The organism is Limnohabitans sp. Rim28, assembly GCF_000293865.2.
In the GTDB taxonomy this organism is placed as follows: domain Bacteria; phylum Pseudomonadota; class Gammaproteobacteria; order Burkholderiales; family Burkholderiaceae_C; genus Limnohabitans_A.
Genome location: NZ_ALKN02000003.1, coordinates 96,824 through 111,343 on the forward strand (window position 1 = coordinate 96,824; position 14,520 = coordinate 111,343).

A 14,520-nucleotide genomic window follows, 5' to 3' on the forward strand; every position below is an offset into this window, starting at 1 on the left:
TCTGTGTGAAGGCCGCAATGGCTTCAGTGTGTTGAGGCACAGTGGGCGGGCCTTGTGATTTGCCGTCGGGGTATCAGGCGTCGGGTTTCTACGGTCGTTTCAGACGGGCTCACTGCCATCAGGGGCGTTCAACTTATGGCAAAGTACGGCCATGATTTATCCAACCATTGAAGATGCGATCGGCAAAACCCCCTTGGTGGCTTTGCAGCGTTTGGGGGCCGCAGACTGCGCTGCGCGTTCTAATGTGATTTTGGGCAAGCTGGAGGGCAACAACCCGGCTGGTTCCGTGAAGGACAGGCCCGCTTTGTCGATGATTCGTCGGGCCGAAGAGCGTGGCGAGATCAAGCCGGGTGACACCTTGATTGAGGCCACATCGGGCAACACTGGCATTGCGCTGGCCATGGCTGCGGCCATCAAGGGTTACCGCATGATTTTGATCATGCCCGAGGATTTGTCGATTGAACGCGCTCAGACCATGAAGGCGTTTGGTGCGGAGCTGATCTTGACGCCCAAGAGCGGTGGTATGGAATATGCCCGCGATTTGGCCGATAACATGGCCGCGCAAGGCAAGGGGCGCATCCTTGACCAATTTGCCAATGCCGATAACCCGCGCATCCATTACGAAACCACTGGGCCCGAGATCTGGGCGCAAACCGGCGGCAAAGTCACCCACTTTGTCAGCGCCATGGGCACGACCGGAACCATCACAGGTGTGTCGCGGTTTTTGAAAGAAAAGAACCCAGCGATTCGCATCATCGGTGCCCAGCCCAGTGAAGGATCGCGTATTCCGGGTATCCGCAAGTGGCCGCAGGAATACCTGCCCAAAATCTACGACCCGAGCCATGTGGACGAGCTGATGTATGTCAGTCAAAGCGATGCCGAGGAAACTTGCCGTCAGATGGCGCGGACCGAGGGTATTTTTGCGGGCATTTCAGCTGCAGGGGCGTGCTGGGTGGCCCAGCAAGTGGCCAAGACGGCGCAAAACGCCACCATCGTTTTCATTGTGTGCGATCGCGGCGACCGTTATTTGTCGACGGGCGTCTTTCCCGCTTGACCGGTTCTTTTGTATTGAAGGCTTGATTTCATGGCTGAATACCGTTTTTGTCCGATGTGTGCCAGTCCTTTGGCCTGGCTCTCGCAGATGGAGGACAGTGGCGAGACCATGCGCCTGCGTTGCACCGCTTGTGACTTCACCCACTGGAACAATCCGACGCCTGTGTTGGCGGGCATCGTGCAAGTGGGTGACCAAATTTTGTTGGCCCGCAATGCCGCTTGGCCAGGTCGGCGCTTTGCATTGATCACGGGCTTCATGGAGGCCGGCGAGACCCCTGAGGACGGCATCCAGCGAGAAATTGCCGAAGAAACCAATCTCAAGGTGTCTGCCCTGAAGCTGATCGGCGTGTACGACTTCCAGCGCATGAACCAAGTGATCATTGCCTACCATGCGGTGGCCGAAGGCGAGGTGCGTTTGTCGCCCGAATTGGCCGAGTACAAGATGTTCGATTTTCAGGATTTGATTTGCTGGCCTGCAGGCACTGGCTACGCCTTGGGCGACTGGTTGCGCACCATCGGCATCGAGCCCAAGTTCATGACATGGGAAGAGCGAGCCGCGCAGAGCCAGGAAGCGAATCAGGACACATGATGCACATCGACAAAGAAATTGATACCAGTGGCCTGAACTGCCCCTTGCCCATTTTGAAAGCCAAGAAGGCCTTGAACGAGATGAGCAGCGGTCAGGTGCTCAAAGTGACGGCGACCGACCCTGGAGCCTGGCGAGATTTCGAGGCGTTTGCGCGGCAAACCGGCAATGATTTGCTGCTGCAGGAAAAGACCGACACGGCGTTTGTGTTTGCCCTCAAACGCCGATGACAAAACTGCGCTGCGCTGTTACAGACTCAGGCCCTTGAGGTATTCGCGGAACGACGCCCCCACTTGCGGGTGCTGCAAAGCCAGCTCCACTGTGGCTTCCAGAAAACCTTCCTTGCTGCCGCAGTCGTAGCGCTTACCTTGGTACTGAAAGGCGTAAACCGCCTCACGTTGCAACAGGCGGGCAATCGCATCTGTCAATTGGATCTCGCCCCCCACGCCGGTGGGCTGGTTGCGGATCTCGTCAAAAATGCCTGGCGTCAAAATGTAGCGGCCGGCCACACCCATGCGTGAGGGCGCTTTGTCGGGGCTGGGTTTTTCCACAATTTGCTCAACACGGATGAGCTGTTTGTCTGCCGATTCGCCAGCGACGATGCCGTAACGCTTGACCTGGTCGAGAGGCACTTCTTGCACCGCCAACACAGAACGGCCTTGCTTGGTATAGGCGTCAACCATTTGGGACAAGATGGATGGCCCCTGGTTGACCATGAGGTCATCGGCCAACAGCACGGCAAAAGGCTCATTGCCGACCAGCGGCTCGGCGCACAGCACCGCGTGGCCCAGCCCCAGCATGCGGTTTTGGCGCACATAGGCGCAGACCATGTCATCGGGCTGCACAGATCGAACCAAGGCCAACAACTCGTCTTTGTGCGCGGCTTCGAGTTCGTTTTCGAGTTCGTAGGCGGTGTCAAAGTGGTCTTCGATGGCACGCTTGCTGCGGCCCGTGACAAAGATCATGTGGCGCACACCGGCCGCATAGGCTTCTTCCACCGCATATTGAATCAGCGGTTTGTCCACCACCGGCAGCATCTCTTTGGGCGCGGCTTTGGTGGCAGGCAAAAAGCGGGTGCCCAGGCCCGCGACGGGGAACACGGCTTTGCGGATGACGTTGTGGCTCATGGTCGATTCCTTGTTCACCCAGGGCTTCAGCCCAGACGTTGCAGTTGCTGGCGGATTTTGTCGAGCGTGGCACCGAAGTCGGCCACGCGCTTTCTGGTTTCGTCGAGCACCGCTGGCGGTGCTTTGGCCACAAAGGCCTCGTTGCCGAGCTTGGCGTTCGCCTTGGTGATTTCGCCTTCCAAGCGAGCGGCTTCTTTGGTCAGGCGAATTTTTTCTGCGGCTGCATCCACTTCGATGAACAGGCAAAGGCGAGCCTCGCCTACCACGGCCACAGGCGCGGCTTGTGCGGCAGCGATCCATTCGGCTTCGGCCTCAAAGACCTTGACTTCGCTGAGCTTGGCCAGCGACTGCAGCACAGGCGCCACGCTCTGCATGAAGGCGGTGTCGCCCAGCACATACAGGGGCATGCGGGTGGCGGGTGAGACGTTCATTTCGCCGCGCAGGTTGCGGCAGGCGTCCACCAAGGTTTTGAGCTTGGCCACATGGGCTTCAGCGGCTGCGTCGATGCGTTCGGGCTGGCTCACGGGGTAGGCCGCGATGCTGACCGATTCGCCCGCACGGCCCGCGACCACCGACACTTTTTGCCAGAGTTCTTCGGTGATGAACGGGATGATGGGGTGCGCCAAGCGCATGATGGTCTCTAAGGTGCGGATCAGGGTGCGGCGGGTGGCGCGTTGTTGGGCATCGTTGCCGGTGTTGATCTGCACCTTGGCGATTTCGAGGTACCAGTCGCAGAACTCGTTCCACACAAAGTCATAAATCGTGTTGGCCACGTTGTCCAGGCGGTATTCGGCAAAGCCTTTGGCCACGTCGGCTTCGACCCGCTGCAGTTGTGAGCTGATCCAGCGGTCGGCCTGGCTGAACGCCAAGTAGCCATGCGCCGGACCGCCCACTTCGCATTCGGCTTTGGTGTGTTCTTTCAGGCCGCAGTCTTGGCCCTCGCAGTTCATCAGCACAAAGCGGGTGGCGTTCCACAGCTTGTTGCAAAAGTTGCGGTAACCCTCGCAGCGCTTGCTGTCAAAGTTGATGCTGCGGCCCAGGCTGGCGAGTGCTGCAAAGGTGAAGCGCAGCGCGTCCGCGCCATAGGCCGGAATGCCTTCGGGGAATTCTTTTTCGGTTTGCTTGCGAACCTTGGGGGCCGTCTCGGGTTTGCGCAAACCTTGGGTCCGCTTGTCGAGCAGAGGCTCCAAAGTGATGCCGTCGATGAGGTCCACCGGGTCGAGCACGTTGCCTTCGGACTTGCTCATCTTCTTGCCTTGGGCGTCGAGCACCAGGCCGTGGATGTAGACGTGTTTGAAGGGGACTTTGCCGGTGAAGTGTGTGGTCATCATGATCATCCGGGCGACCCAGAAGAAGATGATGTCGTAGCCTGTGACCAGCACGCTGCTGGGGAGGTAGAGGTCGTAATCGCTTTGGCTGTTGTTGTCGTTGGTTCCGCTGGCGAGCGTGCCGGAACCGGTCTTGCTCCTACTCGCTTCGCTCGCCATGTCGCTGCGTCCGGTCCCGGCACGCTCGCCTGCTGCGTCGCTGTTCCAACCCATGGTGCTGAACGGCACCAATGCTGAGGAGTACCAGGTATCGAGCACGTCTTCATCGCGCTTGAGCGTTTTGCCGGGCGATAACTTGTCAGCTTGGGCTTGCGCCTCGGCTTCGTTGCGGGCCACATAGACCTTGCCGTCTTCGTCGTACCAAGCGGGAATCTGATGGCCCCACCACAGTTGGCGTGAGATGCACCAGTCCTGAATGTTGTTCATCCACTGGTTGTAGGTGTTGACCCAGTTTTCGGGCACAAACTTGACTTCGCCGGATTGAACGGCGTCAATGGCCTTTTGCGCAATGCTTTTGCCGGTGGCATCGCCTTGACCCACTTGGTTCATGGCGACAAACCATTGGTCGGTCAGCATGGGCTCAATCACTTGGCCCGTGCGGGCGCAGCGCGGCACCATGAGTTTGTGCTTCTTCACTTCGACCAAAGCGCCTGCCGCTTCGAGGTCTGCCACCACGGCTTTGCGGGCCACGAAGCGGTCGAGGCCTTGGTATTTCTCGGGGGCGTTGGTGTTGATCGTGGCGTCCAAGTTCAGCACGCAGATCATCTCCAGCTTGTGTCGCTGGCCGACTTGGTAGTCGTTGGTGTCGTGCGCGGGTGTGACCTTGACCACGCCTGTGCCGAAGTCTTTGTCCACGTAGTCGTCGGCGATCACGGGGATCGTGCGGTTGCACAAGGGCAAGTTGACCTGTTGGCCAATCAGGTGTTGGTAGCGCTCGTCTTCAGGGTGCACCATCACGGCCACGTCGCCCAGCAGGGTCTCAGGGCGGGTGGTGGCCACGGTCAACGAACCACTGCCATCGGCCAAGTCATAGCGGATGTGCCACATCGAGCCTTCTTCTTCGGCGCTTTCAACTTCCAAATCGGACACCGCGCTCATGAGCACCGGGTCCCAGTTGACCAGGCGTTTGCCACGGTAGATCAGGCCTTGTTGGTAGAGCTGCACAAAAGTTTCGGTCACGGTTTGGGACAACTTGGGGTCCATCGTGAAGTATTCGCGGCTCCAGTCCACGCTGTCGCCCATGCGGCGCATTTGGCGGGTGATGGTGCTGCCGGACTCTTCTTTCCACGCCCAAACCTTGCTCACAAAGTTCTTGCGGGCTTCGGCTGGTGTCGGACCCATGTCGTGGCGGCTGATGCCTTGGGCCTGAAGCTGGCGCTCCACCACGATTTGCGTGGCAATGCCCGCATGGTCTGTGCCCGGTATCCAAGCCGTGTTGTGCCCCAACATGCGGTGGTAACGGGTCAACGAGTCCATGATGGTCTGGTTGAAGGCGTGGCCCATGTGCAAAGTACCCGTCACGTTCGGCGGTGGCAGTTGGATGGCAAATGCCGGGGCGCCTTCCTTTGGCGCTTGCGTCCCCCGGAAACCGGCCACACCGTAGCCGCGCTTTTCCCATTCGGGGCCCCAATGGGCTTCGAGTGTGGCGGGTTCAAACGATTTGGACAGGCTCTCAAGGCCGGGCTGGTGGACCGGACTGGCGGGGGCGTTGCTCATGGCGGGGGTCTTCTTAAAAATGAAAGCAGCAACTCAGCAGGTGCTGAAGGGGACAGGGTGCGTCCGACCTGTCGATTTTAACGAGCCGTCCCGGGTGGGGGCATTCAGGGCCTCGGCGATGGTGCTGCGTTGTCAGCACAGGTTAATAGCCTGGATCAATCAATTGAATTAAATCAATTTATTGGTCGCTTCAGAGGTTTGAAGCTAATCTTCCGGTTCTCTGGCGATCCTGCCAGGGCAATCCACTCAAAATCCACAAGGAGATATCCATGGCAGCACTCAAAGGCTCGCGCACGGAACAATGCCTGAAAGACGCCTTCGCAGGCGAATCACAGGCCAACCGTCGTTATTTGTATTTCGCGAACAAAGCTGACGTTGAAGGTCAGAACGACGTGGCAGCCCTGTTCCGTTCCACCGCCGAAGGTGAAACCGGTCACGCCCACGGTCACCTGGAGTTTCTGGAGCAATCCGGCGACCCAGCAACAGGCATGCCCATTGGCTCGACACGCGAGAACCTGGCATCTGCTGTGGCTGGCGAAACCCACGAGTACACCGACATGTACCCTGGCATGGCCAAGACCGCTCGCGAAGAAGGTTTCGACGAAGTCGCTGACTGGTTCGAGACCCTGGCCAAGGCTGAGCGTTCACACGCCAACCGTTACCAGAAAGCTTTGAACGAACTGGTGGATTGATTCCCCCCTGTTTCGTCAGCCCGCTGTGCTGAAAAGTGCAGCGGGTTTTTCTCAGGGTTCTGGCTGCAGAGTCTTCAGAAAAACCTCATAAAGAATTCCGAAGGAGCACAACATGGCCAAAGAAGGCAACCTCGAAGCCCCCACCCGTCACGCGCTGGCTTGGGAAACCCCTGACTTCTACAACGAAGAAAAGTGCTTTGACGAGTTGGAGCGCATTTTTGACATCTGCCATGGCTGCAGACGCTGCGTGAGCTTGTGTGGCTCTTTTCCCACCTTGTTTGACCTGGTGGACGAGAGCAGCACCATGGAAGTCGATGGCGTGGACAAGAAGGATTACTGGAAAGTGGTGGACCAGTGCTTCATGTGCGACCTGTGCTACATGACCAAGTGCCCCTACACACCACCTCACGAGTGGAACCTGGACTTTCCGCACACCATGCTGCGGGCCAAGGCCATCAAGTTCAAAAAAGGCGAAGTGGGCGCGGCTGAAAAGTTTTTGGCTTCCACCGACACCCACGGTTCTTTCGCGGGCATCCCCATCGTGGTGCAGGCGGTCAATGCCATCAACAAGACCGAAGCGGCACGCAGCATCATGGAGAGCGTGGTGGGCGTGGACAAAAACGCTTGGTTGCCTTCCTTGGCGACGAAAAAATTCCGCTCCAGCGCCCCGGATGCCCAGTCGGTGAAAGTGGTGGACGGAGAGAAGACCCCTGGCAAAGTGGCGATCTACTCGACTTGCTACATCAACTACAACGAACCCGGTATTGGCCACGACCTGCTGAAGATCCTTGACCACAACGCCATTCCTTATGTGCTGGTCGAGAAAGAACAGTGCTGCGGCATGCCCAAGCTGGAGCTGGGCGATTTGGACTCGGTCAAGGACGCCAAGGAAGCCAACATCCCGGTGCTGGCCAAGTACGCCAAAGACGGCTACGCCATCATGGCGGCGGTGCCCAGTTGCGCGCTCATGTTCAAGCAAGAGATTCCGCTGATGTTCCCCGATTGCGCCGACACCCAGTTGGTCAAAGACGCCATGTGGGATCCGTTTGAGTACTTCATGGCCCGCAAGCGCGATGGCTTGCTCAAGACCGAGTTCCCGCAAAAGCTGGGCAATGTGAGTTACCAGATTCCTTGCCATGGCCGGGTGCAAAACATCGGCAAGAAGACCGAAGAAATGCTCAAGATGATCCCGGACACCGAGATCAACACCATCGAGCGTTGCTCGGGCCACGCCGGTACCTACGGCGTCAAAAAAGGCTCACACGAGGTGGCGATGAAGATTGGCAAACCTGTGTTCAAAGCCATGGCCACCATGAAGGATGGCTCCAAGCCTGACTACATTAGTTCGGACTGCCCGCTGGGTGGCCACCACATTGCCCAGGGCTTTGAGGTCAACGGTCTGGGCGCTCCAGAATTGAACCACCCTCTGACCCTGGTGCGCAAAGCCTACGGTCTCAAATAAGGAACACTGCCATGCAACTGACTGGAAAAATCACGCCCGAGACCCTGATGTCTTTGGAGGCCTACACCAAGTGGCGCAAGGTCCATAAGCCCGAGGTGATCGCTCACCGCAAGCTGCGCAGCGTGCAGCTGGGCGAACACATCAACATGCAGTTTGAGAGCGAAACCACGATCCGCTATCAAATTCAGGAGATGCTGCGCATTGAAAAGGTCTTCGAAGAAGAAGGCATCCTGCAAGAGATCGAGGCCTACGCCCCATTGGTGCCGGACGGCAGCAACTGGAAAGCCACCATGATGATCGAATACACCGACATCAACGAACGCAAGCGCGAGCTGGCCAAGCTGATTGGTGTGGAAGACCGCATGTTTGTCGAGGTAGAAGGCCATGCCCGCGTCTACGCGATTGCCGACGAAGACCTGGACCGCGAGACCGAAGAGAAAACCTCGGCGGTGCATTTCGTGCGTTTCGAGCTCAAGCCCGCCATGTGTGCGGCTGTGAAGGCTGGCGCTGGCGTCAAGATGGGTTGTGACCACACCCATTACCCCTCTCACATCGACATGTCTCCAGACACCTTGGCCAGCTTGGCAGGGGATTTGAAGTAAGGCCTTGGGCTTTAGAGGCCCAGCAGCGCCGGGTCGCCACGACCACGGCGCAGCACTTCGGGCTCGCTGCCACTCATGTCGATCACGGTGGTGGGCTCGAGTGAGCATGCACCCGCATCGATGACCGCGCCCACCTGGTGCTCCAGCCGCTCGCGAATGTCTTCGGGGTCATTCAGCGGCGTGTCCTCCCCGGGCAAGATCAAGGTGGTGGCCAGCATAGGTGCGCCGTGCAAGCTCAGCAACTCTTGCAGCACTTTGTGTTCAGGCACGCGCAGGCCAATGGTTTTTCGCTGAGGGTGACTCAGGCGACGCGGCACTTCCTTGGTGGCTTCCAAAATGAAGGTGAAGGGCCCGGGTGTGGCCTGCTTGATGGCACGAAACTGCTGGTTGTCCACCCGCGCGTAGTTGGCCAGCTCACTCAGGTCGCGGCACAGCAGTGTCAAGTGGTGTTTGTCGTCGATGGCCCGAATGCGGCGCAGTTGGTCTGCTGCACTTTTGTCGTCCAGGTGGCACACCAGCGCATAACTGGAATCGGTAGGCACCGCCAATACCCGGCCCTGCTGGAGCAACTGCACCGCCTGCTTGAGCAGCCGGGTTTGCGGATTGTCCGGATGAACTGAGAAAAATTGGGCCATGGCTTGCTGAACTCAGATCATTGCACGCTGGGGCTCAAGCCTGTGAGCTGGAGTCTCACTGAATTCGGTCGGTGAGCAATTCCCAAACAGGGGTCAATTGGCCTGGCAAATAGGGCAGGGTGCCCAAGTCGATCCGGCTTTCGTCGGGGCTGTGAAAGTCGCTGCCGCGTGAGGCGGCCAACTCGAACTCCAGAGCGGTCTCGGCATAGCGCACCGCCTCTGGCGAGGAGTGGCTGCCAGTGATGACCTCCACACCACGCCCGCCGTGGGCTTTGAATTCACTGAACAAAGCGTATTCTTCATTGGGGGTGAAGCCGTAGCGGGCGGGATGGGCAATGACCGCAACACCACCGGCGTCACTGATCCACTGCACGGCTTCTTGCAAGCGTGCCCAGCGGTGCGGCACGTAACCGGGTTTGCCTTCGGTGAGGAATTTGCGAAACACCTCTGAGGTGTCGCTGCACACCCCGGTCTCTACCAAGTGCCGAGCAAAGTGCGTGCGAGAAATCAGCTCAGGGTTGCCCACATATTGCAAGGCGCCCTCGTAGGCGTTCAGGATGCCAACTTTGGCCAAGCCATCTGACATTTCCTGGGCCCGTTCACTGCGTCCACCCCGCGTGCGACGCAAGCCAGCCACCAAGGCGCTGTTGTGGGCGTCAAACCCCAAGCCCACAATGTGCACCGTTTGGTGGGCGAAGGTGACCGAGATCTCGGTGCCCGTCAGGTAAGGCAAGCCCAGAGCTTTGGCTGCGGCCATGGCCCGTTCTTGACCGGCGACTTCGTCGTGGTCGGTCAGAGCCCAGAGTTCGACGCCGTTGGCTTTGGCACGTTCGGCCAAGGCCTCGGGTGTGAGGGTGCCGTCGGACATGACGGAATGGCAGTGCAGGTCGGCGTTGATCATGGGGCTCATTTTAGGCGCAGGCGCTGGTTCAGGAGCGGGTTGTGGGGTCTTGTGATCCCCTGACAGGGTGGCCAACAGCCCTGCAATTGCTCAGGCTGAAGCCTGTGGCCGATAATTCACCCATGACCCCCTTGCAGAATTTTGCGGAGCTCCAACCATGGCATTGATGATCACCGACGAATGCATCAACTGCGATGTGTGTGAACCCGAATGCCCCAACGAAGCGATTTATTTGGGCGAAGAAATTTACGAAATCAACCCGTCCAAATGCACCGAGTGCGTGGGTCATTTTGATGAACCTCAGTGCGTGCAGGTCTGCCCCGTGGCTTGCATCCCTGTCAATCCGCAGCACATCGAAAACCAAGAGTCTCTTTGGGCCAAATACCGCCGCCTGCAAGCGCAGTGAGGCGCCAGGCTCAGCCCTGAGCGTCGGGTTCGCTCGTGGGGCTCGGCGCCGCTTTGGGGGGCTTGGGCGGTTTGGGCCTAGGGGGTTTGCTGGTGTGGATTTTGACCATGGCTTTTTCCATGTCGCCCGCCAAGAGCAAAGGCAAAGCGGTCAATGCCCGGAAAATGCTGTCGTCGATAGCTTTGCGGTGTTCCAGCATGGGCTTCTTCAGCACCCAGCTGACGACCTCGGCTTTGTCGCCGGGATGGCCTACGCCAATGCGCAGTCGCCAATAGTCGGCCGTTCCCAGTTGGGCATGGATGTCGCGCAGGCCGTTGTGCCCAGCATGGCTGCCGCCGAGTTTGAGCTTGGCCTCGCCGGGCACGATGTCGAGCTCATCGTGCGCCACCAAAATCTCTTGGGGCTGAATTTTGAAGAACCGGGCCAGTGCGCTGACCGACTTGCCCGACAGGTTCATATAGGTCTGGGGTTCCAGCAGCCACAAATTTTGGCCGTTCACGGTGGTGCGAGCCACCAGGCCGTGGTAGCTGCGCTCGGGCACCAGAGACACTTTGAGCTCTCGGGCCACCGCGTCTATCCACCAAAAACCGGCATTGTGGCGGGTGTCTTCGTATTCGTTGCCCGGGTTGCCCAGGCCGACTAGCAGTTTGATCATGGGGCTTGATTATCCGTGGTGCTGACTGAGCCCTTGCGCAGCATGGGCACCATGCAAAAGGCCCGCTTGCGCGGGCCTTGGAAGCGCAGGGCCTGAAGGCCCCCAGCGAGAAGATTACTTCTTGCCTTTGCCCTTGCCTTTGGCGTCCACAGGGGCTGCCACAGGGGCTGCGACCACTTCTTCGACAGGCGCCACCACGGACACGAGGACCGGGTTCTTCTTGCCGTGCGTGATGGCTTTGCAGCCAGCAGGCAAAGTGATGTCGTTCAGGTGCAGGGATTTGCCCAGAGTCAAGCCTTTCAAATCCACCGCGATGAATTCGGGCAGGTTGGCGGGCAGGCAAGCGACTTCGATTTCAGTGGCCACGTGGGTGATCGTGCACTTGTCGGTCTTGACGGCTTCGGACTCGTCTTGGCCACTGTAGTGCAATGGCACTTTCATGTGCAAAGTGGTGTTGGCATCGACACGCTGGAAGTCGATGTGTTGCACCAACTGCTTGTAGGGGTGCATTTGGTAGTCACGCAGCAAGACTTTGCTGGACTGACCATTCAATTCCATGTCCAGGATCGAAGCGTGAAAGGTTTCCTTTTTCAGGGCATGCCACAAAGCGTTGTGGTCCAGCTCGATCAGTTGGGGGGCCGAAGTGGAACCGTAAACGATGCCAGGTGTGCGACCAGAATTGCGGAGACGGCGGCTCGCACCCGTACCCTGCTTAGCGCGCTCAAAAGCGACAAATTTCATACATTTCTCCTTCTAGGGTCCACCGCGACCAGTGCGACCCTGACTCAAAAAAGCCAGCCAGTCCTCAAGGACGGCTGGCGGCTATTGGCCTCTTCCCGATCAGGTTTGATCGGAGAACAGGCTCATCACCGACTCACCGTGCGCAATCCGATGGATCGTTTCTGCGATCAGCGGAGCCACAGAGAGTTGGCGAATCTTGGAACACGCTGCGGCTTCGGCCGTCAGCGGGATGGTGTTGGTGACCACGACTTCATCGAGGGCCTCGCCCTTGGCGATGCGGTCGATGGCTGGCCCCGAAAAAATCGGGTGTGTGCAATAGGCGTAAACTTTTTTGGCGCCGCGCTCTTTGAGCACTTCGGCGGCCTTGACCAGTGTGCCAGCGGTGTCGATCATGTCGTCCATGATCACGCAGTTGCGCCCATCGATCTCGCCAATGACGTGCATAACTTCAGACACGTTGGCTTTGGGGCGGCGTTTGTCGATGATGGCCAGGTCGCAGCCGAGCTGTTTGGCCAGGGCACGGGCACGCACCACACCACCCACATCGGGCGACACAACGATCAAGTCGTCGTAGTTTTGCTGGCGCAGGTCACCCAACAAAACGGGCGACGCGTAAATGTTGTCAACCGGAATGTCGAAGAAACCCTGAATTTGGTCTGCGTGCAAGTCCATGGTCAGCACGCGATCCACACCCACAGCCTGCAGCATGTTGGCCACGACTTTGGCCGAAATGGGCACGCGGGTTGAACGGGGACGGCGGTCCTGCCGGGCGTAACCAAAATAGGGGATGACGGCGCTGATGCGGCCAGCCGAGGCGCGTTTGAGCGCATCGACCATGATCAGCAGTTCCATCAGATTTTCGTTGGTCGGGGCGCAAGTGGACTGCACCACAAACACTTCACGGGCACGGACGTTTTGCTTGAGTTCGACGGTGACTTCACCGTCAGAGAAACGGCCCACATCGACCGCGCCGAGCTGCGTGCCCAGATGCTTGGCGATTTCGGCGGCCAAAACCGGGTTGGCATTGCCGGTGAACAGCATGAATTCGGGGGGGAGTGAAGCAGGCTGCATGTGCATTCCAGCGATCAGATAAAAGGGCCTGTACGTTTGAACGTATTTGGCAGGGGAAGAAGGACTCGAACCTTCGAATGCCGGAATCAAAATCCGGTGCCTTAACCAACTTGGCGACTCCCCTACACGGGTTGACTGCCAAAGGCAGCCGACCGATCAACTTTCGCTGGATGCCCACCCCAATAAAGGGTGAGACTCCATATTGCTGCAGTAGCGTGCCAGAAATCCATCGGGTACCGATATTTCGAGGGTGTTTGCGACACAAGGCGCAAACACAGCACTGCCAGAGCCCGTCATTCTAGCGTTCAAACCAGCGGTATGGAGCACTTGGAGTGCCTGTGTAACGCCTGTGCAAAGAGCCTGAGCAACAGGCTGCAAATCATTTTGACCAAAGTCATATGGGTTTGCAGCAAAGACCGAAATTGTAGCAGCGTTTGTGTCGCGTTTCAGGCCAGGATGCGCAAAAATTTCAGCGGTATTGATGCCTTCGGGCGGTTTGATGACCCAAAAATCAGCGGGTGGGAGGTCAATGGGGGTGATTTTTTCACCCACACCCTCGACCCAAGCATTGCGTCCACGCAGGAAAAAAGGCACATCGGCACCCAGCTCCAGGCCCAATTTCTCTAAAGTTGCCAGGTTCAAATTCAGATTCCAGAGGCGATTGAGTGCCAACAAGCAGCTTGCTGCGTCGGACGAGCCGCCGCCCATGCCTGCTTGGGCTGGAATTTGTTTGTCGACGGCGATGTGCACGCCATCGGCGCAGCCGGTGCGTTGCTGCAACAAGCTGGCTGCTCGGGTGATCAGGTCTTGCGCAGGCAAAGCCACGGTGAGGTCTTCTCGGCTGATGGTGCCACCTGCACGCTTTTCGAAATGCAGCGTGTCGCACCAGTCGATGAGCATGAAAACAGACTGGAGAAGGTGGTAGCCATCGGGTCTGCGCCCGGTGATGTGCAAAAACAAATTCAGTTTGGCCGGGGCCGGCACATCGTGCAGCGTTTTCATAGAACGGGTGATCTCTGTTTTGAACCGATCAGCGGTCCAATGCAATGCGCAAAACCGTGGCTGGCGCGGGCAAACGCCGCTCTGCGGTGATGCGGCCTTGGGCGTGCTGCGACAGGTCAACTTGCCAACCGACCGCATCGGCGGGTCGGCCTGCCATCCATTCAAACATGGCTGTGATGGGCAGTTCTGTGCCAGTGAGCCCTTTGGCCAGGTGTTGCAGGCTGGTGCTGTCGATCTGCTGCCCGCCTTGTTCAAGGCGGGCAAACTCGGGCCTCCATTGAAGGCGAGCCAAGGTCGTGCCAATCGGGCTGAGCAAAACCATCTGCCCCGATTGGGCCGAGCCCTGCAGCTCAAAGCCGGCACTCAAGGATTCAGGTGGCTCTTTGAGCACTTGAATGGCCAAGCGACCAGACCAATCAGCGCCAGGCGTTGAAACTTGGGGTTGTGGGGTGGCACAGGCCGTCAAAAGCACAAGCCATGCGCAAAGGCTCCAACGGCGTAAAACCTGTAAGGTCATGCGGCGGGCCACTCAAAAGCCGTGTG

At 58.5% G+C, this 14,520-nt stretch carries 16 protein-coding genes and 1 tRNA gene; 7 read left to right on the plus strand and 10 right to left on the minus strand.

Annotated elements, in window-relative coordinates; all coding sequences use genetic code 11:
- Window positions 1–151: 151 nt before the first annotated feature.
- From cysM to B472_RS04810, 3 genes are read left to right on the plus strand one after another with little or no spacing between them, the layout of a single operon-like run.
- On the plus strand, window positions 152–1,054 hold the full coding sequence (gene cysM, locus B472_RS04800; protein WP_019425828.1) for a cysteine synthase CysM: 903 nt from the start codon (window positions 152–154) through the stop codon (window positions 1,052–1,054).
- A 30-nt stretch (window positions 1,055–1,084) separates the two neighbouring features.
- Entirely contained in the window at window positions 1,085–1,642 is a 558-nt protein-coding gene (locus B472_RS04805) for an NUDIX domain-containing protein (protein ID WP_026039322.1), read from the plus strand.
- Window positions 1,642–1,869: a sulfurtransferase TusA family protein gene (locus B472_RS04810; protein WP_026039323.1), complete on the plus strand. Its 228-nt coding sequence runs from the start codon at window positions 1,642–1,644 to the stop codon at window positions 1,867–1,869. The genes B472_RS04805 and B472_RS04810 overlap by 1 nt, the downstream gene beginning before the upstream one ends.
- A gap of 18 nt (window positions 1,870–1,887) precedes the next feature.
- Here B472_RS04810 and galU read toward each other — a convergent pair whose 3' ends face one another.
- Window positions 1,888–2,766 (minus strand): UTP--glucose-1-phosphate uridylyltransferase GalU, encoded by an 879-nt coding sequence (gene galU / locus B472_RS04815; protein ID WP_019425831.1) that lies wholly within the window; start codon window positions 2,764–2,766, stop codon window positions 1,888–1,890.
- Window positions 2,767–2,792: 26 nt separating this feature from the next.
- Window positions 2,793–5,810, minus strand: a complete 3,018-nt coding sequence (locus tag B472_RS04820) for a valine--tRNA ligase (RefSeq protein ID WP_019425832.1) — start codon at window positions 5,808–5,810, stop codon at window positions 2,793–2,795.
- Between the two features lie 269 nt (window positions 5,811–6,079).
- Here B472_RS04820 and B472_RS04825 point away from each other — a divergent pair, with 269 nt between their 5' ends.
- The 3 genes from B472_RS04825 (at window position 6,080) to B472_RS04835 (ending at window position 8,566) form a co-directional block, all read left to right on the plus strand.
- Window positions 6,080–6,502: a rubrerythrin family protein gene (locus tag B472_RS04825; protein ID WP_019425834.1), complete on the plus strand. Its 423-nt coding sequence runs from the start codon at window positions 6,080–6,082 to the stop codon at window positions 6,500–6,502.
- Window positions 6,503–6,614: 112 nt separating this feature from the next.
- Window positions 6,615–7,964, plus strand: coding sequence for a (Fe-S)-binding protein (locus B472_RS04830; protein ID WP_019425835.1), 1,350 nt, complete (start codon window positions 6,615–6,617; stop codon window positions 7,962–7,964).
- 11 nt (window positions 7,965–7,975) lie between these two features.
- Entirely contained in the window at window positions 7,976–8,566 is a 591-nt protein-coding gene (locus B472_RS04835; protein ID WP_019425836.1) for a DUF3501 family protein, read from the plus strand.
- An 11-nt stretch (window positions 8,567–8,577) separates the two neighbouring features.
- Here the strand turns inward: B472_RS04835 and B472_RS04840 are convergent, their stop codons facing one another.
- Window positions 8,578–9,201, minus strand: a complete 624-nt coding sequence (locus B472_RS04840) for an L-threonylcarbamoyladenylate synthase (protein ID WP_019425837.1) — start codon at window positions 9,199–9,201, stop codon at window positions 8,578–8,580.
- 55 nt (window positions 9,202–9,256) lie between these two features.
- Entirely contained in the window at window positions 9,257–10,111 is an 855-nt protein-coding gene (locus tag B472_RS04845) for a 3',5'-nucleoside bisphosphate phosphatase (protein WP_019425838.1), read from the minus strand.
- A 148-nt stretch (window positions 10,112–10,259) separates the two neighbouring features.
- Here B472_RS04845 and B472_RS04850 point away from each other — a divergent pair, with 148 nt between their 5' ends.
- Window positions 10,260–10,508 carry a YfhL family 4Fe-4S dicluster ferredoxin gene (locus B472_RS04850; protein ID WP_019425839.1) on the plus strand — a complete coding sequence of 83 codons (249 nt, stop codon included), beginning with the start codon at window positions 10,260–10,262 and terminating at the stop codon, window positions 10,506–10,508.
- A 10-nt stretch (window positions 10,509–10,518) separates the two neighbouring features.
- On the opposite strand, the gene pth is transcribed toward B472_RS04850, so the two are convergent.
- The 6 genes from pth to B472_RS04880 form a co-directional block, all read right to left on the minus strand.
- Window positions 10,519–11,163, minus strand: a complete 645-nt coding sequence (pth, locus tag B472_RS04855) for an aminoacyl-tRNA hydrolase (RefSeq protein WP_019425840.1) — start codon at window positions 11,161–11,163, stop codon at window positions 10,519–10,521.
- 114 nt (window positions 11,164–11,277) lie between these two features.
- Window positions 11,278–11,904, minus strand: coding sequence for a 50S ribosomal protein L25/general stress protein Ctc (locus B472_RS04860; protein WP_019425841.1), 627 nt, complete (start codon window positions 11,902–11,904; stop codon window positions 11,278–11,280).
- Between the two features lie 99 nt (window positions 11,905–12,003).
- Entirely contained in the window at window positions 12,004–12,981 is a 978-nt protein-coding gene (locus B472_RS04865; protein ID WP_019425842.1) for a ribose-phosphate diphosphokinase, read from the minus strand.
- Window positions 12,982–13,022: 41 nt separating this feature from the next.
- A tRNA-Gln gene (locus B472_RS04870) sits at window positions 13,023–13,099 on the minus strand.
- Between the two features lie 32 nt (window positions 13,100–13,131).
- The gene (gene ispE / locus B472_RS04875; protein ID WP_019425843.1) at window positions 13,132–13,977 is read right to left on the minus strand and encodes a 4-(cytidine 5'-diphospho)-2-C-methyl-D-erythritol kinase; all 846 of its coding nucleotides are present in this window, start codon (window positions 13,975–13,977) and stop codon (window positions 13,132–13,134) included.
- Between the two features lie 28 nt (window positions 13,978–14,005).
- Window positions 14,006–14,494, minus strand: a complete 489-nt coding sequence (locus B472_RS04880; protein ID WP_081504920.1) for a lipoprotein insertase outer membrane protein LolB — start codon at window positions 14,492–14,494, stop codon at window positions 14,006–14,008.
- Between the last annotated feature and the right edge of the window lie 26 nt (window positions 14,495–14,520).